This is a genomic window from Brevundimonas olei, assembly GCF_037055245.1.
Lineage (GTDB): Bacteria > Pseudomonadota > Alphaproteobacteria > Caulobacterales > Caulobacteraceae > Brevundimonas > Brevundimonas olei.
The window spans coordinates 1200618-1227336 of record NZ_CP146369.1 but is presented as its reverse complement, the minus strand read 5'-3'; the positions used below and the strand labels follow the sequence as shown (position 1 = coordinate 1227336).

Genomic DNA, 26719 nt, shown 5'->3' with positions numbered 1-26719 from the left:
GTAACCCCGCCCCCGAACAGGCGACATTGGACAATCTGCCCTATCCCTTGCGCCGACCATCGGGAGCAAAGGGGCCGTTCCAACATTCTATTGTCGCGGGCGCGCGTGCGCCCCGGTTCCTGGAGCCTCATCGGTCATGAACGCAGCCAGCGGCGCGCCTTCTTCAGAGCCCCTCGAGCGGGACGCCAGCCGGATCAACGCGCGAGACGGCAAAATCGACGCGGGCGAAATCGCCATCGGCGTCATCATCGGCAGGACGTCGGAGTTCTTCGACTTCTTCGTCTACGCCATCGCCTCGGTCGTGGTGTTTCCACAGCTGGTGTTTCCCTATGCGGGACCGCTGGTCGGGACGCTGCTGTCCTTCGCCGTCTTCGCCGTGGCCTTCATCGCCCGGCCGTTCGGCACGGCCCTGTTCATCGCCATCGACCGGCGCTTCGGGCGCGGGACCAAGCTGACCATCGCCCTGTTCCTGCTGGGCCTGTCGACCGTCTGCCTGGGCTTCCTGCCGGGACATGAGCAGGTCGGCCACTGGTCGGCCGCCATGCTGATCGCCCTGCGGATCGGTCAGGGCGTGGCCCTGGGCGGCGCCTGGGACGGCATGGCCTCCCTGCTGTCCGTCAGCGCGCCCGAGAAGCGTCGCGGCTGGTACGCCATGGTGCCGCAGCTAGGCGCCCCGATCGGCCTGATGGTCGCCAGCGCCCTGTTCGCCTATTTCCTCAGCAAGCTGTCGGCGGCCGACTTCATGGACTGGGGCTGGCGCTATCCCTTCTTCGTGGCCTTCGCCATCAACGTCGTGGCCCTGTTCGCGCGCCTGCGCATCGTGGTGACGCCGACCTTCCAGGCGGCCTTCGAGACTCTGGAGCTGCACCCCGCGCCCGTGACCAAGGCCGTGCGCGAGGAAGGCGGCGACATCATCATCGGCGCCTTCGCCCCCCTGGCCAGCTTCGCCATGTTCCACATGGTGACGGTGTTCCCGCTGTCGTGGGTCTTTCTCTACACCGACGAGGCGCCCAGCCGCTTCCTGATGATCGAGCTGATCGGCGCCGTCTTCGGCCTGTTCGCCATCCTGGCCTCGGGCTGGCTGGCCGATCGCTACGGCCGCCGCGCCCTGCTGGCGGTCACGGCGGCGGGCATCGCCGCCTTCTCGGGTTTCGCGCCCCAGCTTCTGGACGGCGGCCCGGCGGGCGAGCTGACCTATATGATCCTGGGCTTCATCCTGCTGGGCCTGTCGTTCGGCCAGGCCTCGGGCGCCATCGCCTCCAGCTTCAGCCTGACCAACCGCTATACAGCCTCGGCCCTGACCTCGGACCTAGCCTGGCTGTTCGGCGCGGGCTTCGCCCCGCTGGCGGCCCTGGCCCTGTCGGGCCGGTTCGGCCTGGTGGCGGGCGGCGCCTATCTGCTGTCGGGCGCGATCTGCACCCTTCTGGCCCTGTGGCTGAATCGCGAACTGGCCAAGGAGCGCGCGAGCGCCAAGGCCTGACCGCCGGATCGGACGCCGCCTCATGATCAGGGGCGGCGCGTTCGGTGGAGCGCGCCGCCCTTGTGACATCTGCAGGTCTCTTCGCCTCGATAAGGTTATCGGCCGTTTACGATAGGACTTAAGCGCCCGCTAAGTCTGTCTGATCGCCTGACGTTAACAGCGGCCGAGTATCGTCACCTGGAAATCAAGGGTGATGAGGACGTCATGACCAAGCTGATGCAGGCAAAACGCCGTGCGCTTCTGGCGATAGCCGCCGGCCTTACAATGGCGGCGGCGCCCCAGATCGCGGCCGCAGGTCCGACAGCGGGACATTCCTACAAGCTGCGCGCCACCGTGCCGGTCGCTTGCTGGGTGCGCCCCGATCGGACCGTCATGGCCGAAACCGGCCGCATGGGCTCTGTGGTCGAGGCGTGCAACAGCCCCGGCGGCTTCACCGTTTCGGCCCAGTACCGCCCCCTGGCGGAGACCGAAAAGGCCCGCATCGTCTACGGCGACCGCTCGCTGGATCTGACCAGGACCGGCCTTCTGGAGCTGCGCCGCTCCAGCATGGCGACCATTCGGACCGTCGACTACCGCTTCGACGACGTTCAACTGGACGAGCCGTTGATCCTCGCCCTGACGATCCAGCCGATCTGACAGGCTCATAGTCCTCAAACGATGACGCCCCGCAGATCGCTCTGCGGGGCGTTTTCACTTGCGGCTCAGGGGCGAACGGCCTCGCCCCCGCGGATCAGATCGCCGCGACGGTGAAGGTCAGGGTGTCGCTGTAGTCCCCCGCCCGCTTGCCGGAGGTATCGCCGATGCGGACGGTCAGGGGATAGTCGTCGTTACGCGCCTGAGCGGAGGCCACGTCGAAGCTGTACGGCGCCGTCAGATTGACCTGCCGGGAGCCCATCTGCAGCCCATAGTCGATGGACCAGGCGGTGCCCGCCTGGCGCAGCTTGCCCAGATTCTGAGACGTGACGGACACGCGATATCCGCCCGTGCTGTGGACGTAGACCGAGGTGTTGAGCGCCCGCGTCCCCTCATTCAGTTCGCCCAGATTGATCGTCGGCACGCCGTTCTGTCGGGTGAACTCGCCCTTGAGGCCGATCATGGCGGCCGCCGCCATTTCCAGAACGATGGTCACGGGCCGTTCGGCATGGACCTCGCCGTCGGCCGCTTGCAGGGCGATATAGGCGACCTGGCTGTAGCGTCCGTAAGGCAGATTGGCGGGCGGGCGGACGGCCACGCCGATCCGGGCCAGTTCGCGCCCTTCCTTGGGCACATGAATCTGGGCCCCCGTGACGATGCCGCTCACCCCCGAACGGGGCGTGATATCGGCGGTGCTCTGCTCATCGCGCATGGCGTAGGGCACGCGCACCCTGCTGCCGGGACTTCCCAGGCCGAACGGCTCACCGCGCAGTGAGACGCTGAAGCGCCCGTTGCACGGCGTCTGACCCGTATTGACCAGCGCCATGTCGAAGGTGCGGTACGCGGCGTCGTCCTCGAGCGGGTTATAGCGAATGACCCACTGGTCGACTGCGGGGTCCAGGCTCAGGTTGCACTTGGCCTGGGCGGAAGCCTGGCCGGCCAGCCCCAGGACGCCCAGGGCGCCCACGGCGGCGACAGCCAGTTTACGAGCATCTCCGGCGATCATGTTCTTCTTCCTTCCCGTTATTCTTCCGGCACGTCGATCGGCAGGGTTACGGTCTGCATGTCGAGCAAGCCCTCGTTGTCGGCCGGCACGGTGAACTCGAAACCCGCCGCCGGGCTGGTGAAGAGCTCAACGCGATAGGTCTTGCCCGGCTTCAGCTTCTGGACGGCGAAACGGCCGACCGAGTTGGTGAAGAACAGTTCGGGCTCGGCGTTCGGCTCGTCTGCGGGACGCACGCGGCCCGAGAGCAGGGCCGCCGGCCGGCCGCCGTTGCCCACGATCCGTCCCAGGGCGGAGACGAAGGCGTCGCTGCCGACCTGGATGGAATAGCCGCTCTTGTAGGCGGGCCGAACGCGCAGCACGCCGTCGCCGACATCATAGCCCAACGGGACGTCCAGCACGTCGTAGCGCACAGACTGGTTCACATAGGAGGTCAGGGTGTTGGACAGCGCCGGCCCCAGGGCGCCGCTGCGCGACGTATAGGCCCCGCCCTGGAAGGACTCGCCGACGATGACCGGGTGATCCCCGAGCGTCTCGTGCGGGTAGACGATGGCGAAGCTGTCGTAGATGTTCCGCCCGATCGCCGCCCGACCGCCGGTCGTGGCGATCGAACTGCCGATGCGCAGGGTGGTGACCTGCTCGTCCGAGATGCTGCTGAAGCTCTCGCCGAACGCCGTGTGCGACAGGCTGGCGTCGAAACGGTTGCCCACATAGTCCAGTTGGCCCGAGACGGTGCCGGGACCGTCGTCATAGGTGGACTGGACCGAGTAGCCCCACGATCCCACGCGGTTCTCGCTCGACTGCTGGAAGCGCATGCTGCCGGAATTGCGCGCCGAATTATAACGCGCCTCGCCGCGCCGATCGTATCGCGGCGACCAGATCAGGGCGATGGTGAAGCCGAAGCCGTCGCGGGTCGTCCCGAAGCGGTTGCCGTAGTCCGTATACTCCGTCCCGAACTGCAGCCCCCAGGCGGGCGTCACCCGATAGGTGGTCGTGGCCGACAGCGTGTAGGAATCGTCCATGAAGGTGCTGCGGCTCATGCGGTAGGAGGCCGTCGCGTTCGCCAGCCAATCCGCCGAGAAGCGGTGCGAATAGGCCCCCGTGAAGATCCACGAAATCGGGTTCTGGCCCGAGGCGTTGCCCAGGCTCGAATAGTCCTCGGAGGTATAGTCCGCCACGAAGGTCCAGCTGTCGTAGGTATCGCCCCGGTCGACGGCCAGGTCATAGCTCAGGGCATAGGCGTAGCCCTGGCCGTAGTCGCTGTTGCTGACCGACAGGTCGAGACGCGCCCGCGCGCCGTTCTTCAGGATCACCTGCGTCTGGCCGGTAAGGTTCTGCACCTCTTCCGAAGCCTGCAGCCCTATGCCCAGCGCCGGGCGGTTCTCGAACGCCTTGCGCCAGTAGCCGGTGAAGGCCAGCTCCCCGTCGCTGTAGTCCGGCGTGCCGAACAGTCCTGAGTTGGTCACCCCCAGGTAGGCGCCGTATTCATAGTCGCCCGGCTCCAGATCGATGGCGTCCAGATAGGCGCTGTAGGAGACGGTCTCCATCCGCCCCGATTCATTCTGAATCTCCAGCTGGACGTCGTTCGAGCCGGTTTCGAGCGGCAGGTTGGAGAGGTCGTACTGACCCGGATCGAGGCGAAACTCGCGGACGAAGACGCCGTTGCGCAGGACACGGACCGTGGAGGCTTCCTGCAGGACCAGCTGCCGCCCGCCCGCCAGGACGTTGTTGCGGAAACTCTCGAAGCGCTGCCGCTGGCGCGCCACGCCGACGCCGCCCATCTGGACGTAGCCCTGTCGCCCCCGCGTCTCGGGATCCAGGTCGCCGAGGTACCAGCGACGGAAGGCTTCGGGCTGATCGTAGACGAAGCGCGCGTAGCGACGGTCGACCTCGTAATCGCCGGTGAGCAAATCCTCTCGCCCCTGGACGTCGGTTTCGAAGACCAGGTTCCGGAAGCGCATCGCGCCATTCAGATAAAGACTGGGCGTTCCGACCTCGCCGGTCGAATTGCGTCGCTGCACCAACATGTTGGTGTTCAGATAGGCCGAGAAGTCCTCGGGTGCGACGCCGGGATCGTCGGGTCGACCGCCCTGAAACAGCGACTCCACCGAGCGCTTCGTCGGATCGATGCGCAGCACCAGCACCGCCAACTGATCGGGGTCGTATTCCAGGCGAATGCCTGTCGTGTTGATTTCCTCGGGCGCGAAAGACTCCACGCCTTCCAGCCGCGCCGCCAGTTCCGCCTGGGCCTCAGGCGTCAGCAAGGGGTCGATCAGACGCTGGAACCCCGCGCTCTCGACGATGAAGCGGTCGTCGCGCGTCAGCAGGACCGGCATCTCGCCCAGCACCCGGCTGTTGAAGTTCAGCGGCACCGTCATGGCGATGTCGCGGTCGTAGGGGTTGATGTTGGGCCGCGGCTGCGCAGCACCGGCCGTCTGGCTTGCAGCAACGGCCTGCCCCTCCTCGGCTTGCCCTTCCTGGGCCGCAGCCGTCGACGCCGCCAGCATGGCTGCGATCAGCGCCAGGCGCGACGCCGTCCCCCTGATCCTCGCCCCCCTCATGGTCAGCGTCCGAACCGAAGGGTCACAGGCTTCGCCGGGTCCAGTTCAACGCCCGTCGGCAGCTTGAACGTGCGACGACCGCCGCCGGGCGCCAGATATCCGACGCCGACGGTCTGGGAGACTTCATCGCTGTTGTATTCGCGACGGAACGGCTGACCGGCCTTGTCCGTCCCTTCGACGATCCAGGTGGCGCCGCTCATCAGGGCGTAGCGTTTGCCGCTGTTGGCGACGACGATCTCGACGCCCGGCTCCGCCGGAGGCGCCGCGACGGGCTGGCCGCCCGTGAGCGAAGGGTCGATCTCAGGCGCGGGAGGCGTGACCATCGCGGGCCTGACCGAAACGATCTCGACCTTGGGCTGGGCGCCCGGGGGCGCCACCACGATGAGGGCCTTCATGGTGTAGAGCACCTGGACGGCCACCGCGCCGCCCCCCTCGGCCACGTCCGGGTCGGTGGCGACGGGCAGTTGCTTCACCCACAGATAATAGGCGCGCGATACATCGATCGCCGGATCGCCGATCCACTGGACGCGAACGACCTGCCGACCGCTGACGGGCACCACGCCCTGAGGCGGAAAGACGAGAAAGTCCTCATCCGCCAGCGTCTCGACGATATTGCCGTCGGCGTCGATGTCCATGCGCGTGATGCGGGTTTCGAACGGCAGGGCGGCCGAGCCGACATTGCCCACTTCGATGCGCGCAGCGGACCCGGCGCCCGACGTCGTCAGCTCCGACACCATCGGCGACACCCGCATGGCCCAGGCCGACGTCACGACCAGGAACCCCGCGATCACGACCGCAGCGCCCCGGAGCAACCGTCCCAGCCGCGGCATACGTATGCTCAATCGCACCATCACCGACGCTCCCCAAACCCCATCCAAAGGCGTCCGCTTTCGGCCGCCCAGGCAAAACCGCCCGCCATGCCGCGCCTTGGGGCGACATCGAGGCAGTCTAACAACCGTTGATCACTGAAAAGAAAACGCGCGGAGCGGCCAGGCCGCGCCGCGCGCAATCGGTATGAACGTCGTCGCTTAGAAGGCGGCGATGTTGACGGTCAGATCGCCTTCATAGCTGCCGGCGAGCAGCGACTTGGACGGGACCGGGATGTTGACGTTCAGAGCCATGGCGGACTTCCAGGCGCCGTGCTGCTTGCTGACCGAGTTCGAGCCGGTCGGCAGAACCAGCGAGGTCGCCGAAGCCGAGCCCGCCACGCCGACGTCGCCGGCGGTGTAGTTGGCGGTCACCGAGAAGGGCAGGTTCGCCTGGAACACGTTGGTGTCGTAGCCGGCGGAGCTGTTGTTCACCAGGCCGCGGATGTCCGACTTCGACAGGGTGACGGTGTTCGAGGTGTTGCAGCCCGCCAGGTTGCTGTCGATCGTGACGTTGGCCGGGGCGGTCATGTCAAAGGCGGCCGCAGGGCCCGTGTTGTCCGAAGCGTAGATGCCGATGGTGCCGAAATCGATCGTCTGCGAGGTGCTGCTGCCCGAGTAGTAGGCGCAGTCGGTCGACACCATGCCCTTCAGGGTGAAGGTCGCGCCGTCATCGCCGGCGGCCGTGCCGTTGTCGCCCTGCGCGCCGCCGAAGGCGTGCCACGACGAAATGGCCGAGTCGCCATTCTGAGCGTTCGCGCGGTTCAGACCGGCAGCGATGTTTTCCAGGAAGTTGCCGCCGGACACGTTTTGCGTGCCGACGATCGGCAGGGTGGTCTGGCCGTGGTTGATGGTGTCGGCCGAAGCGGCCGAGGCGGTCAGGGCGACGGCGGCGACGCCGGCCAGCAGGGTAGCGATCTTCATGATGATTTCTCCAAGCGAGGTTTTTGAAATTCCAGCGACCGAGACTGAAAGCGCCCTCGATCTGCTCTGGATGGTAACGAACTGTAAAAGACTAGGTCAAGAAAAAAATCGACGTTCTGTAGTCGATTTTTGAATTTCTCTTCTAAGGCGAAAGCAAATTGCCGCATTATACGACCAATAAGGCCGAATATTACTGACGTTAACTTAGATGTTTTTACTAAACTCTAGGCTGAATTGTAACGCTGAGAGTCTCAGCGTAATCACCAGCCAGCAGCCCGGCCCCTTCGGGCGGCTGAGTTCGGATCTGCAGCCGACCGCCGCCCGCAGCGATCGCGTCGCCGCTACTCAAGGTCTTGCGGGCCGTCAGCTCGGCGCTTGAATAGGCCGCGCTCATCATGCCGTCTTGCGGCGCAAGGGTCGGAACGGCGACATTCAGGGTGTAGCGGAGGGTCCCGGCGAAAGGCCCCTCGCCCCGAGGCTTGGCCACATGAGCCAACCCGCCGCTGGCGGATTCGAAACTCAGATCGAAGGGCACGTTGCAACGGAGACCCAGGTCCGCCGTCACGACCTCATTGCCGGTCAGTTCCCCGAAGTCGATGACGCCCCCGCCGGAGAGGCGGCAGTCGGCGACGATCCGTCCCGTCACCAGGACGTCGAATCCCGTCGCGCTCTCGATGGAATCCGCCTGGGCGGCCGCCGCCGAAAGAGCGACGAGCATGCCGCCCGCCAAGGCGCCGATACGCATCAGACGCCGACCAGCCGTCGCCCGGCGCGCACTTCTTGTCCTTGCGGTCCCACCCAACGTTCGCCTCCCGTGGCCGCCCCTGCGGCCGCCCCGTCCACACAGACAGGGTTCGCTGGTCAGCGTTCCAAGAGGCGTGCCATCCCATTTTGGCACACAACCAACCGGACGAGCGACGAACGCGCCCCGCCAGCAAAGGTTAATGAAACGTTAACGCCAAGCTCTCTAGTGCGAAGCTCTGGCGCGGGCAAGTAAATGTTTCATTTTGGGATTGTGAGGATATTTCCCTGTGTCAGCCCGCCTTGGCCTTGCGCCGCCAGTGGGTCAGCAGGTGTTCGGTATAGCCGTTGGGCTGCTCCCGACCCCTGAACACCAGATCGCAGGCCGCCTGCCACGCCGGGCCGTCATAGGCGGGCGCCAGGGAGCGATAGGCGGGATCGCCCGCGTTCTGACGATCCACCACCACGGCCATGCGCTTCAACGCCTCCAGGACCTCGTCCTCGGTCGTGACGCCGTGGCGCAGCCAGTTGGCCAGATGCTGGCTGGAGATGCGCAGCGTCGCCCGGTCCTCCATAAGGCCCACGTCGTGGATGTCCGGCACCTTGGAGCAGCCGACGCCCTGATCCACCCAGCGCACGACGTAGCCGAGGATGCCCTGGGCGTTGTTGTCCAGTTCCTGCCGGATTTCGTCGGCGCCCGGCGTCGCGATCGCGAACGGCGGGGTCAGCAGGGGCGTCAGGCCGGTCGGCGCGCGCTTGGCGATCTCAACCTGACGCGCCCAGACGTCGACCTCATGATAGTGCAAGGCGTGCAGGGTCGCCGCCGTCGGCGACGGAACCCACGCCGTCGAGGCGCCCGCGCGCGGATGGCCCGCCTTGGCCGCCAGCATGTCGCCCATGCGGTCAGGCGCGGCCCACATGCCCTTGCCGATCTGCGCCCGGCCCGACAGGCCCGCCTTCAGGCCGATGTCGACGTTGCGGTCCTCATAGGCCTTGATCCAGCCGGTCTCACGCACCGCCTCCTTGCGCACGACGGGACCGCCTTCCATCACCGTGTGGATCTCGTCGCCCGTGCGATCCAGGAAGCCGGTGTTGATGAAGACCACCCGGCCCTTCGCCGCCGCGATGCAGTTCATCAGGTTGACGCTGGTGCGACGCTCCTCGTCCATGATGCCCATCTTCAGCGTCAGGGCGGGCAGGCCCAGCATGGCCTCAACCGCGCCGAACAGCTCGTCGGTGAAGGCTGTCTCGTCCGAGCCGTGCATCTTGGGCCGCACGACATAGACGGATCCCGCCGGGCTGTTGCGCGCCTCAGACAGGCGGCGCAGGTCGTGCAGGCCAATCAGCCCCGTCATGGCGATGTCCAGCAGATGCTCGGGCGTCTCGCGCCCGTGGGCGTCGAGTACGGCGTCGGTCGTCAGATGCAGACCGACGTTGCGCACCAGCATCAGGCTGCGCCCCTTCAGGGCCAGAACCGATCCATCCGGCGCCGTATAGAGGCGGTCCGGATTCAGACGCCGCTTCACCGTGCGGCCGTCCTTCTCGAAGTCAGCCTGAAGATCGCCGCGCATCAGCCCCAGCCAGTTGGCGTAGACCAGCCGCTTGTCCGCCGCATCGACGGCGGCGACGCTGTCCTCGGCGTCGGCGATGGCCGACAGGGCCGCCTCGACCAGCACATCAGCGACGCCCGCCGGGTCGCCCTTGCCGATGCGGTGCGCGCGGTCGATGACGATCTCCAGATGCAGGCCGTTGTGGCGCAGCAGGACGCCCGACGGCGCCGCCGCCTCCCCCGCATGACCGGCGAAGACGGCCGGATCGGCCAGCCCTGCCTCACGCCCCCCAGACAGGGCGACGACCAGCCGCCCGTCCTCGACGCGATAGCCGACCGCCTCGGCATGACCGCCCTCAGCCAGCGGCGCGACCTGATCCAGGAAGGCGCGGACGCGGGCGATGACGCGAGCGCCGCGTTCGACGTCATAGCCGCCCGCCCTGGGCGCCTCGCCCAGCGCATCCGTGCCGTACAGCGCGTCATACAGGCTGCTCCAGCGGGCATTGGCGGCGTTCAGCAGATAGCGAGCGTTGGTCAGTGGAACGACCAGCTGCGGCCCGGCCAGGGTCGCGATCTCGGGGTCGACGTGCGCCGTCTCGGCCCGCACGCCGTCGCGCTCGGGCTCGATATAGCCGATCTCGCGCAGATAGGCCTGATAGGCCGCCTGATCCGGCTGACCCGGATAGGCGCGGTGCCAGTCGTCCAGCTTGCGCTGCAACTGGTCGCGACGTTCCAGCAGGTCGCGGTTGCGGCGGCCGAAGCGGGCCAGCAGCCCCTCGACCCCGGCCCAGAAGGCCTCGGCGCTCACGCCCGTGTCCGGCGTCGCCTGATCGCGCACGAAAGCGTCAAGCTCGGCGGCGACCTTCAGGCTGCCGTGGCGGACATAGGCGTCGGCGGGAGTCGTGGGGGCGTCGAACATGGCGGTCTCCTTCAGCCTGAAGACTACGCCTAATGGCCGCCGCTATCCACGGCGAAGAAAGCGGCTTATCTTTGCCAAATCTGCAATGATGAGAGCCCGCCATGCTGGCCGAGTATGAAATCTTCGTCCGTGCGCTGGAGGAAGGCAGCCTGTCCGCCGCCGCGCGTCGGCTGGACCTGTCGCCCGCCGTGGCCTCGCGCAGGCTGGCGCGGTTGGAGGACCGTCTGGGGGTACGGCTGATCGAGCGCACCTCGCGCCGTCTGGCCCCGACCGAGGCGGGGCGGCTGGTCTATGACCGCGCGGCGCAACTGCTGGAAGGGGTCGAGGATCTGGAGGCCGTGGTGTCGCGCCGCACGACGCAGGCGCGCGGCCTGCTGCGCGTCTCGGCGCCGACCTCGTTCGGGCGGCGACGGCTGGCGCCGCTGCTGCAGCCCTTCCTGGCTGCGCAGCCCCGCCTGACGCTGGAGCTGAACCTGACCGACGCCTTCGTCGACCTGATGGCCGAGAACGTCGACGTGGCGGTGCGGATCGGCGGCTATGAGGCGGCTGACCCGCTGATGCACCGCCTAGCGCCGAACCGGCGGGTGCTGTGCGCCTCCCCCGCCTATCTGGCCGAGCACGGCGCGCCGGAAAGCCTGGACGACCTGCGCCGTCACGCCCAGTTGGCGGCCGAGAACCAGTCGACCTGGCGGCTGGAAGGTCCCGAAGGCGCCGTCGTCTTCCGCGCCCGCAGCCGCGTGCGCACCAACTCAAGCGAAGTGGCGCGCGAACTGGCCCTGGCGGGCGTCGGCGTCGCCCTGCGCTCGACGTGGGACGTCGGCGACGAACTGCGCGACGGGCGTCTGCAGGTCGTATTGCCGCAATATGCGGGGTCGTCGGACGTGGCGATCTTCGCCCTGACGGCCGGTCGGGCGCGGGCCGAAACCCGCGTCCGCGCCTTCATCGACTTCCTGTCCGGCCTGTATGGCGATGTGCCAGAATGGGACACATAACCCTTCTCCCCTTGTGAGAGAAGGTGGACGGCGAAGCCGGACGGATGAGGGGCGAAGAAGCGGGCTGACGGCCTCTGATCAAACGCCGAGCCGACACCCCTCATCCGGCCCTGACGGGCCACCTTCTCCCACAAGGGGAGAAGGGCTGTATTTTACTTCAGCCACCGATCCAGCCACGACGACATCTCATACAGGGCGTGCCCCACCGACTCCCGCGCGCGGTAACCGTGGGCTTCCAGCGGCAGGACGACATAACGCGCTGTCGCGCCATTGCCCTTCAGCGCCGCATAGAAGCGTTCGGTCTGCACCGGGAAGGTGCCCGAGTTGTCGTCCGCTTCACCGTGGATCAGCAGGATCGGCTCGTTCACCCTGTTGGCGTAGGTGAAGGGCGACATCTCCGTATAGGTCTCGGTCGCCTCCCAATAGGAGCGCTGCTCCGCCTGGAAGCCGAAGGGCGTCAGGGTGCGGTTATAGGCGCCCGAACGCGCGATGCCGGTCTTGAACAGGTCGGTGTGGGCCAACAGGTTCGCCGTCATGAAGGCGCCGTAGGAGTGGCCGCCGACAGCGATCCGCTCACGGTCCGCCACGCCCAGAGCCACCACGGCGTCGACCGCCGCCTTGGCGCTGGCCGACAGTTGCTCGATGTAGGTATCGTTCGGCTCGGCCCCGTCGCGACCGATGATCGGCATCGTCGGGTTGTCCAGGATGGCGTAGCCCTGGGTCAGCAGGAACAGGTGGCTCGATCCCGACGGACGCACGAAGCGGTTGTCGGTGTCCACCACCTGGCCGGCGACGGCCGCGTCGGTGAACTCGGCCGGATAGGCCCACATCAGCAGCGGCAGCGGGCCGTCGCGATCCTTATCGTAACCGGCGGGCAGATACAGCGTCCCCGACAGCTCCACCCCGTCGTCGCGGGTGTAGGTGATCAACTGGCGCGTGGCCTCGGCCAGTTGCGGCGCCGGATCGGGGAAGTTGGTCAGTTGGGTGACGCCGCCGTCCAGGTCGCGGATGCGCAGATTGGCCGGATCGACCCGGCTCTCGCGATAGGTGACAAGCTTGCGGCCCGCCTCGTCCAGAACGCCGACGACCGTCTCATATTCACCTTGGGCCGCGCGCCAGACGCGCTCGGTCTCGCCGTTCTCCAGGTCCAGAAGGTCGAGGAAGGGATAGGCGCCTTCGCGTGTCGCCCCATTCCCCTCGACGAAGACCCTGGAGCCGTCGGCGCTGAAGCGCATGACCGGCCGGCCGCGCGCGTTCGGCTCGGTCACCACCGAGCCCGGATCGTTGTAGCGGTCCTGATAGTTGCGATCGACCAGAACGCGGCCCGCGCCGGGGTTCGACGGATCGACCAGGGTGCGGGTCTCGTGCCGGGTGTTGAACCAGCGGCTGTTGACGATGGCGGCGTCGTCGCGGCCCCACGTCGTTCCCGCGTAGCGTTCCTTCAGGTCAGCCAGGGTCTGCACCCGGTCGTTGAAGGGCGCGCGCAGCATGAAGACGCGATCGCGCACCTCGGCGGCGTTGCGCGGATCGCCGCCGTCCTGAGCCTCGGCCCAGACCAGGGTGGCGTCAGTGTCGGCCCGCCACTGGACCGCGCGCGGACCGGGCGCCACGGCGTCGAACGGCGTCGGCACGTTATCGCGCAGCGGCAGGTCGGCCACGCGGTGCACCTGACGCCCGTTCATGTCGGTGACGATGACGTCCGAGGGGAACAGGCTGGCGGGCACGACGTAGGAGTAGGGCTTCTTCACCCGCGTCTGCAGGATGTAGCGCCCGTCCGGCGAGGTCGAGACCCCCAGAATGACGCCCGGCTGCCCCACCGAGCGGGCGCGGCCGTTCAGCGACACCACCGTCGGCTGGCTGGTGAAGTAGTAGTCGAACAGGGCCTCGTCGCCGACGTTGGACAGCAGGTCCTGATAGGTCCGCACCGGAGCGGCGCGCCCGCCCGTCTCGGTGATGATCGGGCCTTCCGGCGGATGATCCACGTTCGGGACCACGCCCCGCCCGGCCGGAACCGCCAGAACCAGCAGGCCCGAGGAGTCCGACAGCCAGGAGAAGCCCGACCCCGCCGCGGCGTTGACCATCGGCCCGTTCAGCTTGCGCGCCTTGGCCTGGGCCACGTCGGCGACCCACAGTTCCAGACCGTTGGGAACATTGACCAGGAAGGCCACGGCCTGGCCGTTCGGCGCCCAGCTGACATTGGTCAGGCGCGCATTGGCGGGCAGGCCCGTCACCGGGCGCGCCGCGCCGCCGTCGACCGACTGGAAGTTGAGGCCCGTCAGCCAGGAGACGCGGCTGTTGGCCGGTCCGTTGTTCTTGGGATTGATGCGATAGCCCGCCAGCCGCAGCATCGGCTCAGCCAGTTCGGCGATGGCCGGCAGATTGGCGCGCTCGGTCAGCAGCAGGGTCTTGCGGTCCGGGCTGATGCTGACGCCCGGATTGGGCTTGGCGTCCAGAATCTGGGCGATCGGCGCCGGCGGCTGCTGATAGGTCGGCGCGGCGTCCTGGGCGACCGCGACGACCGGCATGGCCAGGGCCGGAACGGCGGCGGCGAGCACCAGGGCGGGCAATGCCGCCCGCAACAGTCGATGGCGCATGGTGTTTCCCCACTGAGACGAGTCTTAAGCGGCCCTAGGTGTGAAACCCCCTTCGTCCGGGGTCAACCGTCAGGCTTGTCGCCCTGTCGCCGTCTGCGTCGCGCTTGCCGCTTGCCCCTCCTCCCCGCCCGCTTTAAGGACGGAGGAGACCGCGATATTCATCAGACGGTGAAAAAGGGAGTCCGATGGGCAAGATTTACGCTGACGTGAAGTCCGCGCTGGAGGGGCTGACATTCGACGGCATGACCGTCATGTCCGGCGGCTTCGGCCTGTGCGGCATCCCTGAAAACCTGATCGCGGGTCTGCGCGACACGGGCGTGAAGGGTCTGACCGTCATCTCCAACAACGCGGGCGTGGACGGCTTCGGCCTAGGCCAGCTGCTGGAGACGCGCCAAATCGCCAAGATGATCTCGTCCTACGTCGGTGAGAACAAGGAGTTCGAGCGCCAGTATCTGGCCGGCGAACTGCAGCTGGAGTTCAACCCGCAGGGCACCCTGGCCGAGCGCATCCGTGCGGGCGGCGCCGGCATCCCGGCCTTCTTCACCGCCACCGGCGTCGGCACCCTGGTGGCCGAGAGCAAGGAAGAGCGCGAGTTCGACGGCCGCCGCTACATCATGGAGACCGGCCTGATCGCCGACCTGTCCATCGTCAAGGCGTGGAAGGCTGATGAGCGCGGCAACCTCGTCTTCCGCAAGACGGCCCGCAACTTCAACCCGATGATGGCGACCGCCGGCAAGGTGACGGTCGTCGAAGTGGAAGAGATCGTCCCCGTCGGCTCGCTGGACCCCGACCACATCCACACGCCGGGCGTCTATGTCGACCGCCTGATCCAGACCGTGTCCGAAAAGCGCATCGAACAGCGCACCGTTCGTCAAAGGAGCGCCGCATAATGGCCCGCACTCGCGAACAACTGGCCGAACGCGCCGCCAAGGAGCTGCAGGACGGCTTCTATGTGAACCTGGGCATCGGCATCCCGACCCTGGTGGCCAACTACATCCCCGACGGCATGGTCGTGACCCTGCAGTCGGAGAACGGCATGCTGGGCATGGGCCCCTTCCCCTATGAGGGCGAGGAAGATCCCGACCTGATCAACGCCGGCAAGCAGACGATCACCGAAATCCCCGAGAGCGCCTATTTCAGCTCCTCGGACAGCTTCGCCATGATCCGCGGCGGCCACATCAACCTGTCCATCCTGGGCGCCATGGAAGTGGCCCAGAACGGCGACATCGCCAACTGGATGATCCCCGGCAAGCTGGTGAAGGGCATGGGCGGCGCCATGGACCTGGTCGCGGGCGTCAAGCGCGTGGTCGTGGTCATGGAGCACGCCAACAAGCACGGCCAGTCCAAGGTCCTGAAGACCTGCACCCTACCGCTGACCGGCACGGGGGTGGTCAGCCGCATCATCACCGACCTGGCGACCTTCGACGTCAAGCCGGACGGCTCGGGGCTGGAGTTGATCGAACTGGCCGAGGGCGTCTCGCTGGATGAAGTCGCCGCCAAGACCGAGGCCGACTACACGGTGGCGGCGAACCTGGGCTGAACCGCCCTCCTCCCGCTGTGAAAACAGAAACCCCGGCGACCGCGTGATCGCCGGGGTTTTTTAATTCTTCCTTCTCTCCTTGCGGGAGAAGGGGATTTAGTCCCGCATCGCCTGGAAGCCCTGTTGGTCCGTCCACAGGACGATCTGGCGGCTGGCCTCGGCGGTGGCGCGATCGAAGGCGGCGACGATGGCCGACTGGCGGTTCTCGCCCGCGCCCTCGCTGACCGAGATGCGATCCTCGGCCACGATCGAGCGGTCGCCCGGCCGGACCAGGCGCAGCAGCACCACGATGTTGACGTCCGGCACGGCGCCCGGCGCGGCGTAGGCGGCCTCGAACCGCCGCACGTCCACGCTCAGCAGCAGGCCGTCGCGTGTCAGAGGGCCGCTGCTCAGCACCGTGCAGGTTCCGCCGTCCAGGAAGGCGTTGCGCAGAGCTTCCTCGAACAGGGTCTCGGCCGGCGACACCCAGCGCGCGCCCTTGATGTAGGCCGCCTCCGCTCCGGTCACGGCCAGCAGGCGATCGCCGCGCGCCGCCTCGGGGAAGTCCACCCTGCGCATGGAGACATGGACGTCCGGGCAGGCCGAGGTCGCCCCCGTCCCGGCGAAGGCCGAGGCCCCGCCGAAGCGATACAGCTGGACCGGGTCCGGCGACGACAGCAGGGCGCAACCGGACAGGGCGCCGGACAGGGCGACCGACGCCGCCGCAATCATCAGTGTGGAACGGATCACGGCTGCACCTCGATTTCCTTGGACGGCGCCTTGGCGATGAAGTCGCGCGGGCTTTCGCGGACATTGTCGATCAGCGACTGCAGCGAGCGCGTCGCACGATCCAGCTGGCGGATGGTGTCGTTCAACTGCGGCACCGTCTGCGTGCCGAAGTCGCCCAGCGGACCTTCCAGGCCGCTGGCCGAGCGGTTGATCGAGGCGATGGCCGCCTGGGCCTCCTCAGTCGCCTTGTTGATGTTGGCGATGGCCTGCCTGCCGTCGGTGTCGACCATCTGGCGCGCGCTGGCGCCCAGGGCCTGATACTCGCCGACAGCGGCGTTGGCCTTGGTGATCGTCTCTTCCAACTGCTGGAACATGCCCTTGCGGGCTTCCAGTTCGGCGGTCAGGGCCTCGACGTTCTTCACGCTGGTCGAGAAGCTGCGGATGTTGTCGTCCGACATGACGCGGTTGATGCGGTTCAGCGCGTCCACCGTCTGGGCCAACACCGTGCCCGACCCGCTCAGAAGCTCGGCGATGGGGCTGGGCTGGCTCTGGATCACCGGCACGACGTTTTCGGGATACTGCGTCTTCAGCAGAGCGCTATTGGGGTCGCCCGCCGTGATCTGGATGTAGTTCAGGCCCGTGATGCCCTGCGGCTCCAACTGCGCCCGCGACGTCACCCGCACCGGCGTCGTGCCGTTCAGGCGCACGCGGGCGATGACCTGATCCGCCTTCTTGGGATCCAGGTTCAGATCAGTGACCTCGCCGACGCGAATGCCGTTGAAATGGACTTCTCCGCCTTCGGACAGGCCGCGCACGGGTCCGTAGAAGACGATGTCATAGACATCGTAGTCCTTGTTGAACTGCAGCCGCGCCAGCCAGATCGTGAACACGGCCAAGGCCACCAGAAGGGCGACGGTGGCGATGCCGACGGCGGCGTAATGAGCGTCTCTTTCCATCGTTTCGCGCCCTCCTCAGGCCGCGGTCTTGTGGGCGGCGCGTCCGCGCGGCCCCAGGAAGTATTCCTTGATCCAGGGGTGGTCCGAGCGTTCCAGCTCAGCGACCGGCGCCTTGGCCACCACATGCTTGTCCGCCAGAACGGCCACCTCGTCACAGATGGCGTAAAGGCTGTCGAGGTCGTGGGTGATCATGAAGACGGTCAGCCCCAGATCATCCGAAAGCTGACGGATCAGATCGTCGAACGCCGCCGCCCCGATGGGGTCCAGCCCCGCCGTCGGCTCATCCAGGAAAACCAGTTCGGGGTCCAGCGCCAGGGCGCGGGCCAGGCCGACGCGCTTGCGCATCCCGCCCGACAGCTCCGCAGGCTTCAGATAGAGGGCCTCTGGCTTCAGACCGACCATGGCCACCTTCATCTCCGCCAGTTCGCGGATCGTGCTCTTGGGCAGTTTCGTGTGCTCGACCAGGGGCGAGGCGACATTGTCCAGCACCGTCAGGGCGGAGAACAGGGCCCCCTGCTGGAACAGCACCCCGGTGCGGCGCTCGACGGCGGCCGCCTCTTCCTTGGTCATGGCGCTGCGGTCCTGGCCGAACAGGCGCACCTCCCCGCCCTCCGGATCCTTCAGGCCGATGATGGAGTTCAACAGCACCGTCTTGCCGGTGCCGGAGCCGCCGACGACGCCCAGCACCTCGCCGCGCATCACGTCCAGATCGAGGTCCTGATGGATGACCCGGTCGCCGAACTGGCTGAGCAGGCCCCGAACCTGGATCAGGGCCTCGCCGTCGTCGGGTTTGCGCGTCTCGCCCGTCATATGTTCAACTCGATGAAGATCAGGGCGAAGACGGCGTCCAGCAGGATGATGGCGAAGATGGCCTGCACCACCGCCGCCGTCACTCGACGGCCCAGGCTCTCGACGTCGCCCGCCACGGCCATGCCCTGACGACAGCCGATGGCCGCGACCACCAGGGCGAAGACCGGCGCCTTGATCAGGCCCACCATCATGTGGGTCGGCATGTAGCCGTCCTCGACCAGCCGCTGGAAGAAGAAGACGGGGCCCAGGTTCAGCTGGCTCCACGACACCATGACCCCGCCCAGCAACCCGCCCACCATGGCGAGGAAGGTCAGCAGGGGCAGCATGACCAGAAGCGCCGCCAGACGCGGGATCACCAGGGCCTGGAACGGATCGACGCCCATCACCCGCATGGCGTCCACCTCCTGCGTCATGCGCATGGAGCCGATCTCGGCGGCGAAGGACGAGGCCGAGCGGCCCGCCAGCAGAACGGCCGTGATCACCACCGCGAACTCGCGGAAGACGGCCACGCCGATCAACTGCACGGAGAACACCCCCGCCCCGAACTGGGTCAGCAGGTCCACGCCGATGAAGGCCACCACGGCGCCGATGAAGAAGTTGGTCACCACCACGATCGGGATGGCGTCCAGGCCGGTGCGCTCGGCCTGGCTGAACCAGGCGGCCCAACGGATGCGGCCGGGGTTCCTCAGGGCCGTCACCACGGCGGCCATCAACCGGCCCAGGAAGGCCAGGGACAGCATGGCCTCGGCGCCGAAATCATAGACCCCGCGCCCGACCTTGGCGAAGCCGCGCGTCATCGAGGCCGAACGGCGCGGAGGCTCGGCCGTCATGCAGTCGAGCTTGGCCACCATGCGGTAAAGACGCCCCGCCTCGGGCCGGGCCGACCAGGCGGTTTCAGGAATGGGACGGCTCATCGCCTGAGCCACGGCCAGGGCGCCGGCGGTGTCGAAGCGGCCCAGGTCCTCCAGATCAAGCGCCGTCACCGGCCGGCCGTCCAGCTCGGTCTTCAGCCGATCGCCCAGGCGGCCCACGGACACCGTCGACCAGTCGCCGGCCAGCCGCAGTCGCGCCTGGCCGTCTTGATGCTCGTCAATCTGGAAGTCCGCCCGATTCATGAGTCCGACACTGACACAGGCCCGCCTGCACGCATACGGCGGTTAAAGCTATGCTTTTCGCGTCGCGTCAACGACGGATGACAAACCTCGATCTCTTCCGGCTTTGCTGGGCGCAAGCCAAGCCCTCCCGTCACGGCGCAGCTTTGTGAACGTCGTCGGGCGATTTTCGTTCAGCGCCGCCGGAAGGCGAAACACCTATCTCAGATAGTCCAGCAGGGAGACCTGCCGCAGTTGGCTGATCACCTGGGCCGACGCCTGCAGGGCGATCTGGGCCATCTCCAGTTCGACCACCGCCTCGGCCATGTTGGCGTCGGTCTTGCCGGCCAGGATGGTGTCCACGGAGATCTTCCGCGTCTCCTGGGATTCCAGCAGGCGATCCACGCGGTTTTGCATTCCGCCGTTGGCGGCCTGCAGCTCCACCATGCCCTTGGCCGCCGCTTCGAAGCGGCCCATCTGCGTGGTCAGGAAGGCCTTCTGGGCGTCCGTCATCTGCCCTTCCAGCGGCGTCGCCTCGTGCTCCAGCTGGATGTCGCGGAAGATGGCGAACAGCTCCGTTCCCATGGCGTCCGCCAGGAAGCCCGTGTCCATCGATACGTTCTCGTCCAGCCAGGACGACTGCTTAAGCTGATCATTGCGGAAGGCCGCCCCTTCGTCAGGCAGGGCCGCCAGCTTGGCCATCATGGTCGCGCCCGGCTGGCCGGGAATCTCGGGCAAGTCCACCGGCGCGCGGTCGATGACGCCGCCGCCGAACAGATACTTGCCCTGATGCTTCATGTTCAGCCCGTCCTGGGCCTCGGCGAACAGGCTTTCCAGCGAGCCCATCAGCGCATCCATCCGCCCGGCGGCGATGGCGTCGGCGATCGCCTGGCGCGCGGCGGTCGCGGCGTCGGCGACGCGCTCCATGGCCAGGTCCTGGGTCTCCAGCCGGGCGGCGACGGCCTTGTTGGTGTCGATGAAGGTCTGAATGCGGGTCTGGCTGGACTTCAGCGCGCTGACCGTCTCCGAACCGCGCCCGAAGCCCACCAGATCGGTGGCGTTCTTCTGCGTGTTGACCTTCTTCTGGGCGGCATCGGCCCGCGACTGGGCCGACATCAGATCCAGCAGGGCCGACTGATAGTTTCCGTAGGTCGAAACGCGGGTCATCGCACCATTCCCAGCAGGATGTCGTACATGTCCTTGGCGGCCTGAACCATGCGGGCGGAAGCGTTAAAGGCTTGCTGATAGGTGGTCATCAGCACCAGCTCCTCGTCCAGGTTGACGCCTTCGACGGAGACGCGGCGCGCCGTCGCCTCCTTGGCCAGGGCCGTGGCGCTGGCGGCGTTATTCTTGGCCATGGCGGCCCGGCTGCCGATCTCGCCTGACATTTCCGACGCATAGCGCGACAGCGACATGGAGCCGCCCGCCGCCCCGCCGGCCGCCGAGAAGGAGGCCGCGTTCTCGCCGGCGCTCGCTAACAGCCGCGCCCCGCGCGCGTCGTTCTTGCTGACCACGGCCGCGCCGACCCCGGCTGCAGAATCGGCCTGGGCGAAGGCCATGAGGGCCGGGTCGCGCGCGATATCGGCCCTGATCGAGAAGGCGTCCGCCCGCGAGGCGCGCGCGCCGCCCAGGCCGAACAGCGCGCTCATCGACACGCCCGACGGAACCTGGGTCGTGCGGTCCTGCAGCACCGACAGGGTCGCGCCCGATCCGGGGCGCGGCGTGAACGTCATCTCGCCCGCCGCGCTGAGGCTGAACGTCCCCATCCGCCCGGCGCCCGTCATCGGATCGTTGAGCGCGGCCAGCAGGCTGGTCATGTCGCCGCCGGCCGGGACCACCACCTCGATGTCCCGCAGCTTGGCGCCCGCCACGTCGCTGAAGCGGAAGGTGATGGCGTCGCCCGGCGTGAAGCCGTGCTGCGACGCCCCCGTCATGCCGGTTTCATAGATCGTCGGCTGCTCGCTGGTGATCAGGTCGTTCAGGCCAAAAAAGTGCGAGAAGCCCCGTCCGCCCTTGTTCGAGGGCGCGGCCGGATCGTCGACCACCACCACGCCCGCGCCGGCCGCGCCTTCGATCTTCAGCCGTCCGTCAACGAAGCTGGCGCTGCCGTTGGCGCCCAGCTGGGCGTTCAGATCGGCCAGGAAGGTCGCCGGGTTCAACGTCGCCAGGTCCAGATCGACTTTCTGCACGACGACGCCCTGGCCGTCGGTGATGACGATGGAGGTCCGGCCGGTGAAGCCCTGCAAGGCGGTCTCCAGCGACTGCCCCACGTTGCGGCCGGTCAAACTGTTCGGCGGCGGCGCGGCCGAGGAGGCGTTGTGCGCCCGGTTCAGTTCGTCCGCCAGGCGCGACATCAGTTCGGCCAGACGCTCCGCCGTCGCCGGGGCCTCGCCGTCGCGCAGCTCCAGCAGGCCCTTGATCTCGCCCGAGCTCAGCCCCTCGGCCAGGGAGCGCGCCTTTCCGGCGGGCGGCTCGATGACCATGACCTCATTGAACACCGTCTCGGCCGAGACGGCGCCGGCGCGCACATAGTCCAGCTTGGCCGCCCCCTGCCCCGCCAGCAGGATGCCGGCGCCGGTGCGGATCTCCACCCCGCCGACGGCCCGGCCGGTGATCCGCACATCCATCAGGGTGGACAACTGGTCGATCAGGGCCGCCTGGGCCGTCTGGGCGCCCGAGGAGTCGGCGTTGACCACCGTGGCCTTGGCGATCTCGACGTTCAGCTTCTCGATCTGCTCCAGCAGGCTGTTGGCCGTTTCCACCGCGCTCTTGATGCGGGCGTCGGCGTCTTCGCGCACAGACTGGATCTGGGCGTTGATGCGGGCGGCTTCGTCGAACAGGCCCTGCGTCTTCCAGATAGCCTCCTGGCGCGCAGGGCCGGAGGTCGCGTCCTGAGCCGAGGCCGCGAAGGCGGCGAAGACACTGTCGATTTGCGAGAAGAAGCCGCTGTTCGCGCCGGGATCACCGAACATCGACTGGATGCGGTCATACAGCTCATAGCGTACCGTCTGGCGCCCGGCGTCGGCGCTGGCGTTCAGGCTGGCGGCCTGAAGGAAGCGATCGGTGGCCAGGCGGATGCGGGCGATCTCCACTCCCGCCCCAACGCCCTGACTGGCCCAGGACTGCTGGTCGGCGATCTTGCGGACATAGCCGGGCGTGTTGACGTTGGAGACGTTGTCCGAGACCACCCGCAGCTGCGTCTGGGCCGCATTCATGCCCGAGGTGGCGATGTTCATGATCGAGTTGAGGGACATCAGACGCCTCCCAGGCGCGCGGGCGGGCGCCCGCTCGGCAAGCCTTGCAGGCGAGCGTGCAGATCTTGCCCGGCGAATTGAGCAGGTCTTCTGACCATCTCTTTGATTTTCCTCGACATCGGCGTTCAGCCCCTGTGCATTCGAAGACAGAGGAGGCAAGCGGCGGGCCAAATCCGCAGGCGCCGCCCGCGCCCGGCAAAAAGCGACAGGCGCGGCAAGAAGCGCCCGGCTTCACACGTCGGCGTCAGTGACGAGAAATCCATAAATATCTATATAATTCAGTATCTTGAATTGAACACCTGCGCTTGGCCCGGCGTTTGCGGAGGCTCTGCCGAATGACCCAGGCGCAGCAGGCGCCGCCCTCACCGACCGAAAGCGCCTGCCGTCCGCATGTCCGCCGTCAGCCTCCTGTCCGTTCTGACGCCCGCCGCCCCCGCCGGCGCGAGCCTCGACGCCTCCGCCGAGGCGGCGACGGACAGCGCCGTCTTCGCAGAGCTGATGCTCAAGGAGGCCGCGCCGACGGCCGCCCCGACCGCCCGAACCGCTGAAGGCCTCGAGATCATCGGCGCCGCCGAGCCCGCCAGGGACGACGCCGCCGTCGCCCCGGCCCCGCCCGTCTGGTTTGCGCCTCCGCCGACGCCGCAACCGGAGCCGCTCGAGCCCGCCGCTGATCCCTCTTCGCCCGCGCCTGAGACGAACACCGCCCCGGCCGCCGCCGAATGGGCGGCGGAGCCTCCCACCGTCGGCGCGACGACGCCCGCCCCGCAAGCCGATCATGAGGCCGCAGAACCGGTCCCGACCTTCGACCGTCTCGCACAAGCGGACGCCCCGACCGATCTCTCCGGAACCGCTCCCCCGGCCGAGGCCGTCGCTCCATCCGCGCCTTCCGCAACCCTCGCCACGGCCGCAGATGCGGCCAAGGCCGCCGCTATCGGCGCGCCCGCCGTCACCCTCAAGGCGGCGATGCCGGCCGCGCCTGCGCAGACCGACGCTCCGCCTGAGGCCTCGGCCGCTGAAGGCGAGAGCGAGGGCGACGCCCCGGCGCCCCCGCGACCGACGCCGCCTGCCCTTCCGGCTCAGACGGCCGCCCTGCAGACCCTGACCGGCGTCCGATCGGGCGCGGGCGAGCGCCTGGCCTCGGCCAGGGATGCGCTTCAGGCGGCGATGACGGCGACGGATGGAGCCGAAACCTCCGCCGCAGCCCGCCTCTCTCCATCCGACGCGCTCACCGACGCCGCGTCAGCGTCCGCCGCCCGCCCGGCCGTCGTTCCGGCGCCCGTCGTGGCGGTTTCCACGTCTTCGCCGGCTGCTCCGTCTCCTGAGGCCGATCCCGCCGCTGCGCCCCTGCCCCCTGCGGAGGCCGCCGCGCCCCAGGCGCCGGGCGCGCACCGCGACCTGGGCCTGTCCCAGCTGTCGCGCGCCACGGTCGAGACCACGGCCCAGATCGCCGCCCAGATCATCCGAAAACTGGACGGCCGCTCGACCCGCTTCGACATGGCCCTGACGCCCGAGGGCCTGGGCCGGGTCGACGTCAGCCTGGAGATCGAATCCGACGGCCAGGTCACGGCCCGCCTGGCCTTCGACAATCCGGCGGCGGCGGCCGACCTGCGCGCCCGCGCCGACGAACTGCGCCGTCAGCTTCTGGATGCGGGCCTGCAGGTGTCGCCCGACGATCTGGAGTTCGCCGAGCGCGACCCGTCCTCCGGCTTCGGCGACGGCGCCTTTGAACGCCAGCCTGACCGTCGCGCCTTCGCCGGCGCGGCCCGCCTGGCCGCCGAGGCAGACGCCGCCGTTCCGCCGCCGGGCGCATGGACATCCCTTTCCCTGACGCCTGATCGCGTCGATCTGAAGGTCTGACGATGGTTGACGCCGTCTCCACCAACAACGCCGCAGGCCGGGTGAACGCCGGGGGCCAGATGCTGGCCTCCAACTTCCAGACCTTCCTGTCGCTGCTGACCACCCAGCTGAGGAACCAGGACCCGCTGTCGCCGGTCGATTCCAACGAATTCACCGCCCAGCTGACCCAGATGGCGGGCGTCGAGCAGCAGCTTCTGACCAACGATCTGCTGACCAGCCTGCTGAGGGCCCAGCAGGGCGACGGCCTGACCGGCGCCTCGCAGTATATCGGCAAGGACGCCACCGCCGTCTGGTCCGCCACCCGCTTCGAGGACGGCGAGGCCAACTGGAGCTATGAACTGGCCGCCGATGCGACCGACGTCACGCTTCAGGTGCTGGACGGCTCGGGCAAGGTGGTCTGGAGCGGCCCGGCTCCCGACAAGACCAACGGCATGCACGACTTCAAGTGGGACGGAGCCACGACCGGCGGCGGTCAGGTGGACGACGGCGGCGTCTATACGCTGAAGGTCCTCGCCAAGGACGGCGCGGGCAAGGACATCGACAGCCAGGTGCTGATCCGCGGCCGCGTCACCGGCGTCGAGATGTACGACAACACCCCCTTCGTCATCATCGGCAAGTCGATCATGCCGGTGTCCAGCCTGATCGCGCTGGAAGAGCAGAAGGCCGCCGCCCAGCCCGATCCCGAAGAGGACGCCGGCGCGCTCAGCGCCCTCGCCTCGAAACTCAATCCTCTCAATCTTCTTTCGTAAGGAACCCCAGTCATGAGCATCAACGGCGCCATGATGGCCGGCGTGTCCGGTCTGACCGCCAACGCCGCGGCCCTTTCGACGATCTCGCAGAACATCGCCAACGTGAACACCGTCGGCTACAAGCGCGCGTCGACCGAGTTCTCGACCGTCGTCAACGCCCAGACGGCCGGCGCAAGCTACTCCGCCGGCGGCGTCCAGGCCGCCGCTCGCCACTTCATCAGCCAGGCGGGTCAGCTTCAGCGCACCACCTCGGGCACCGACCTGGCCATCGCCGGCCAGGGCTTCTTCGTCGTCACCGAGAAGTCCGAGAACCTGACCCTTTCGGACGCGCGCCTGTTCACCCGCGCCGGGGCCTTCAAGATCGACGATCTGGGCTATCTGCAGAACACCTCGGGCCTGTATCTGCAGGGCTGGCCGGTCGACGCCGACGGCGTGGTCAACAGCGACCCGTCGGACATGAGCCGCCTGCGCACCATCAACGTCGGCTCGGTCGGCGGCGCGGCCGAACCCACGACCCGCGTCGGCCTGAACGCCAACCTGAAGTCCAGCCAGCCCGTCAATGAAGCCGCCCAGACGCCCCCTCCGGCCGGCGTCACGGCCTATGACCCCGCCGCCAACTCCATGTCCATGTACGCCAACGACCCTGCGACGGGCGTGAAGCCGGACTTCGAGATCACCATTCCCGTGTCCGATTCCAAGGGCGGGCAGCGCAACATCACCGTCTCCTTCCTGAAGAGCGCCGACGCCAACGAGTGGTACGCCGAGATCCGCGCGCCCGCCGACATGGTCACCAACACGGACGGCCTGCTGAAATCGGGACGCATCGCCTTCACCCAGGACGGCCGCCTCGACGTGGCCAAGATGCAGGGTTGGGCGGCCGGAACCGGCCTGTTCGACGACCCGACCAACGCCAGCCTGTCGCTGGGCTCGTCGGACGGCGCGACCGCGGGCGCTGACGGCGCCTGGGCCGCCGACCTGGGCATTGCGGCCCAGACCATCGCCTTCGACCTGAACGCCTCGGCGGGCGGCCTGACGCAGTACGACAGCACCTCCATCGTCCAGGCCACCTATACGAACGGCACCGCCTTCGGAAACCTGACCGAGGTGAAGATCGACGAGGCGGGCTTCGTCACCGCCATCTTCGACAACGGCGTCATGCGCAAGATCGCCCAGGTCGCCCTGGCCACCTTCCCCAGCGCCGACAGCCTGACCGAGGTGTCGGGCAACGCCTTCCGTGTCAGCCAGAACTCCGGCACCTTCAACCTGAAGGCCCCCGGCACCGGCGGCGCGGGCCTGCTGGGCGCCCAGCAGCTGGAAGCCTCGACCGTCGACCTTTCGACCGAGTTCACCGGCCTGATCACCACCCAGCGCGCCTATTCGGCCTCGTCCAAGATCATCACCACCGCCGACGAGATGCTGGCGGAGTTGATCAACATCAAGCGCTGATCGGCCAACAGGACTCCATGAGCAAGGTCTCGTTAGACTCGATGAA

21 protein-coding genes are annotated in these 26719 nt (G+C 67.8%); 8 read left to right on the top strand and 13 right to left on the bottom strand.

Going from position 1 to position 26719, the window contains the following annotated elements; translation table 11 throughout:
* Window positions 1-136 precede the first annotated feature (136 nt).
* Both V8J38_RS05905 and V8J38_RS05900 read left to right on the top strand, forming a co-directional pair.
* Window positions 137-1480 carry an MFS transporter gene (locus V8J38_RS05905; RefSeq protein ID WP_291776510.1) on the top strand — a complete coding sequence of 448 codons (1344 nt, stop codon included), beginning with the start codon at window positions 137-139 and terminating at the stop codon, window positions 1478-1480.
* A 204-nt stretch (window positions 1481-1684) separates the two neighbouring features.
* Complete coding sequence (locus V8J38_RS05900) at window positions 1685-2116, top strand: hypothetical protein (RefSeq protein ID WP_278070676.1); 432 nt, start codon at window positions 1685-1687, stop codon at window positions 2114-2116.
* A 94-nt stretch (window positions 2117-2210) separates the two neighbouring features.
* Here V8J38_RS05900 and V8J38_RS05895 read toward each other — a convergent pair whose 3' ends face one another.
* The 6 genes from V8J38_RS05895 to V8J38_RS05870 form a co-directional block, all read right to left on the bottom strand.
* Window positions 2211-3119 carry a hypothetical protein gene (locus V8J38_RS05895; RefSeq protein WP_291776515.1) on the bottom strand — a complete coding sequence of 303 codons (909 nt, stop codon included), beginning with the start codon at window positions 3117-3119 and terminating at the stop codon, window positions 2211-2213.
* Between the two features lie 17 nt (window positions 3120-3136).
* Window positions 3137-5677 (bottom strand): hypothetical protein, encoded by a 2541-nt coding sequence (locus V8J38_RS05890; RefSeq protein WP_338578267.1) that lies wholly within the window; start codon window positions 5675-5677, stop codon window positions 3137-3139.
* Between the two features lie 2 nt (window positions 5678-5679).
* Window positions 5680-6468 carry a hypothetical protein gene (locus V8J38_RS05885; RefSeq protein WP_338578266.1) on the bottom strand — a complete coding sequence of 263 codons (789 nt, stop codon included), beginning with the start codon at window positions 6466-6468 and terminating at the stop codon, window positions 5680-5682.
* A gap of 237 nt (window positions 6469-6705) precedes the next feature.
* Window positions 6706-7467 (bottom strand): hypothetical protein, encoded by a 762-nt coding sequence (locus V8J38_RS05880; RefSeq protein WP_291776521.1) that lies wholly within the window; start codon window positions 7465-7467, stop codon window positions 6706-6708.
* Between the two features lie 217 nt (window positions 7468-7684).
* The gene (locus V8J38_RS05875; protein WP_278070671.1) at window positions 7685-8185 is read right to left on the bottom strand and encodes a hypothetical protein; all 501 of its coding nucleotides are present in this window, start codon (window positions 8183-8185) and stop codon (window positions 7685-7687) included.
* Window positions 8186-8501: 316 nt separating this feature from the next.
* Window positions 8502-10676, bottom strand: coding sequence for a malate synthase G (locus tag V8J38_RS05870; protein WP_338578263.1), 2175 nt, complete (start codon window positions 10674-10676; stop codon window positions 8502-8504).
* A gap of 101 nt (window positions 10677-10777) precedes the next feature.
* Here V8J38_RS05870 and V8J38_RS05865 point away from each other — a divergent pair, with 101 nt between their 5' ends.
* Complete coding sequence (locus V8J38_RS05865) at window positions 10778-11668, top strand: LysR family transcriptional regulator (protein ID WP_338578262.1); 891 nt, start codon at window positions 10778-10780, stop codon at window positions 11666-11668.
* A 152-nt stretch (window positions 11669-11820) separates the two neighbouring features.
* On the opposite strand, the gene V8J38_RS05860 is transcribed toward V8J38_RS05865, so the two are convergent.
* Window positions 11821-14262: a prolyl oligopeptidase family serine peptidase gene (locus V8J38_RS05860; RefSeq protein ID WP_422388321.1), complete on the bottom strand. Its 2442-nt coding sequence runs from the start codon at window positions 14260-14262 to the stop codon at window positions 11821-11823.
* Between the two features lie 185 nt (window positions 14263-14447).
* On the opposite strand from V8J38_RS05860, the gene V8J38_RS05855 reads away from it, so the two are divergent.
* Together V8J38_RS05855 and V8J38_RS05850 are read left to right on the top strand one after the other, a co-directional pair.
* Window positions 14448-15152 (top strand): CoA transferase subunit A, encoded by a 705-nt coding sequence (locus tag V8J38_RS05855; RefSeq protein WP_291776527.1) that lies wholly within the window; start codon window positions 14448-14450, stop codon window positions 15150-15152.
* A complete protein-coding gene (locus V8J38_RS05850) occupies window positions 15152-15802 on the top strand; it encodes a 3-oxoacid CoA-transferase subunit B (RefSeq protein ID WP_338578261.1) in 651 nt (216 codons plus the stop codon). The genes V8J38_RS05855 and V8J38_RS05850 overlap by 1 nt, the downstream gene beginning before the upstream one ends.
* A gap of 96 nt (window positions 15803-15898) precedes the next feature.
* On the opposite strand, the gene V8J38_RS05845 is transcribed toward V8J38_RS05850, so the two are convergent.
* From V8J38_RS05845 to flgK, 6 genes are all read right to left on the bottom strand, one after another.
* On the bottom strand, window positions 15899-16531 hold the full coding sequence (locus tag V8J38_RS05845; protein ID WP_291776530.1) for an ABC-type transport auxiliary lipoprotein family protein: 633 nt from the start codon (window positions 16529-16531) through the stop codon (window positions 15899-15901).
* Window positions 16528-17466, bottom strand: coding sequence for an MlaD family protein (locus V8J38_RS05840; protein ID WP_291776532.1), 939 nt, complete (start codon window positions 17464-17466; stop codon window positions 16528-16530). Before V8J38_RS05840 ends, V8J38_RS05845 begins: the two co-directional genes overlap by 4 nt.
* Window positions 17467-17481: 15 nt before the next feature.
* Complete coding sequence (locus tag V8J38_RS05835) at window positions 17482-18276, bottom strand: ABC transporter ATP-binding protein (protein ID WP_338578260.1); 795 nt, start codon at window positions 18274-18276, stop codon at window positions 17482-17484.
* The gene (locus V8J38_RS05830) at window positions 18273-19391 is read right to left on the bottom strand and encodes an ABC transporter permease (RefSeq protein WP_338578259.1); all 1119 of its coding nucleotides are present in this window, start codon (window positions 19389-19391) and stop codon (window positions 18273-18275) included. The genes V8J38_RS05835 and V8J38_RS05830 overlap by 4 nt, the downstream gene beginning before the upstream one ends.
* 195 nt (window positions 19392-19586) lie before the next feature.
* Complete coding sequence (locus V8J38_RS05825; RefSeq protein ID WP_291776538.1) at window positions 19587-20534, bottom strand: flagellin; 948 nt, start codon at window positions 20532-20534, stop codon at window positions 19587-19589.
* Window positions 20531-22621, bottom strand: a complete 2091-nt coding sequence (gene flgK / locus V8J38_RS05820) for a flagellar hook-associated protein FlgK (protein ID WP_338578257.1) — start codon at window positions 22619-22621, stop codon at window positions 20531-20533. Before flgK ends, V8J38_RS05825 begins: the two co-directional genes overlap by 4 nt.
* A gap of 390 nt (window positions 22622-23011) precedes the next feature.
* On the opposite strand from flgK, the gene V8J38_RS05815 reads away from it, so the two are divergent.
* The 3 genes from V8J38_RS05815 to flgE are packed head-to-tail and all read left to right on the top strand — an operon-like array spanning window position 23012 to window position 26673.
* Window positions 23012-24478 carry a flagellar hook-length control protein FliK gene (locus V8J38_RS05815; RefSeq protein ID WP_338578256.1) on the top strand — a complete coding sequence of 489 codons (1467 nt, stop codon included), beginning with the start codon at window positions 23012-23014 and terminating at the stop codon, window positions 24476-24478.
* A 2-nt stretch (window positions 24479-24480) separates the two neighbouring features.
* Window positions 24481-25227: a flagellar hook assembly protein FlgD gene (locus tag V8J38_RS05810; protein WP_338578255.1), complete on the top strand. Its 747-nt coding sequence runs from the start codon at window positions 24481-24483 to the stop codon at window positions 25225-25227.
* Between the two features lie 12 nt (window positions 25228-25239).
* Window positions 25240-26673: a flagellar hook protein FlgE gene (gene flgE / locus V8J38_RS05805; RefSeq protein ID WP_291776546.1), complete on the top strand. Its 1434-nt coding sequence runs from the start codon at window positions 25240-25242 to the stop codon at window positions 26671-26673.
* The last annotated feature ends 46 nt before the right edge of the window (window positions 26674-26719 follow it).

Excerpts from the sequence above, each read along its gene's own strand:
- V8J38_RS05905 (WP_291776510.1), top strand. The coding sequence starts at position 137 with ATGAACGCAGCCAGCGGCGCGCCTTCTTCAGAGCCCCTCGAGCGGGAC.
- V8J38_RS05900 (WP_278070676.1), top strand. The coding sequence starts at position 1,685 with ATGACCAAGCTGATGCAGGCAAAACGCCGTGCGCTTCTGGCGATAGCC.
- V8J38_RS05895 (WP_291776515.1), bottom strand. The coding sequence starts at position 3,119 with ATGATCGCCGGAGATGCTCGTAAACTGGCTGTCGCCGCCGTGGGCGCC.
- V8J38_RS05890 (WP_338578267.1), bottom strand. The coding sequence starts at position 5,677 with ATGAGGGGGGCGAGGATCAGGGGGACGGCGTCGCGCCTGGCGCTGATC.
- V8J38_RS05880 (WP_291776521.1), bottom strand. The coding sequence starts at position 7,467 with ATGAAGATCGCTACCCTGCTGGCCGGCGTCGCCGCCGTCGCCCTGACC.
- V8J38_RS05875 (WP_278070671.1), bottom strand. The coding sequence starts at position 8,185 with ATGCTCGTCGCTCTTTCGGCGGCGGCCGCCCAGGCGGATTCCATCGAG.
- V8J38_RS05870 (WP_338578263.1), bottom strand. The coding sequence starts at position 10,676 with ATGTTCGACGCCCCCACGACTCCCGCCGACGCCTATGTCCGCCACGGC.
- V8J38_RS05865 (WP_338578262.1), top strand. The coding sequence starts at position 10,778 with ATGCTGGCCGAGTATGAAATCTTCGTCCGTGCGCTGGAGGAAGGCAGC.
- V8J38_RS05860 (WP_422388321.1), bottom strand. The coding sequence starts at position 14,262 with ATGCGCCATCGACTGTTGCGGGCGGCATTGCCCGCCCTGGTGCTCGCC.
- V8J38_RS05855 (WP_291776527.1), top strand. The coding sequence starts at position 14,448 with ATGGGCAAGATTTACGCTGACGTGAAGTCCGCGCTGGAGGGGCTGACA.
- V8J38_RS05850 (WP_338578261.1), top strand. The coding sequence starts at position 15,152 with ATGGCCCGCACTCGCGAACAACTGGCCGAACGCGCCGCCAAGGAGCTG.
- V8J38_RS05840 (WP_291776532.1), bottom strand. The coding sequence starts at position 17,466 with ATGGAAAGAGACGCTCATTACGCCGCCGTCGGCATCGCCACCGTCGCC.
- V8J38_RS05835 (WP_338578260.1), bottom strand. The coding sequence starts at position 18,276 with ATGACGGGCGAGACGCGCAAACCCGACGACGGCGAGGCCCTGATCCAG.
- V8J38_RS05830 (WP_338578259.1), bottom strand. The coding sequence starts at position 19,391 with ATGAATCGGGCGGACTTCCAGATTGACGAGCATCAAGACGGCCAGGCG.
- V8J38_RS05825 (WP_291776538.1), bottom strand. The coding sequence starts at position 20,534 with ATGACCCGCGTTTCGACCTACGGAAACTATCAGTCGGCCCTGCTGGAT.
- flgK (WP_338578257.1), bottom strand. The coding sequence starts at position 22,621 with ATGTCCCTCAACTCGATCATGAACATCGCCACCTCGGGCATGAATGCG.
- V8J38_RS05815 (WP_338578256.1), top strand. The coding sequence starts at position 23,012 with ATGTCCGCCGTCAGCCTCCTGTCCGTTCTGACGCCCGCCGCCCCCGCC.
- V8J38_RS05810 (WP_338578255.1), top strand. The coding sequence starts at position 24,481 with ATGGTTGACGCCGTCTCCACCAACAACGCCGCAGGCCGGGTGAACGCC.
- flgE (WP_291776546.1), top strand. The coding sequence starts at position 25,240 with ATGAGCATCAACGGCGCCATGATGGCCGGCGTGTCCGGTCTGACCGCC.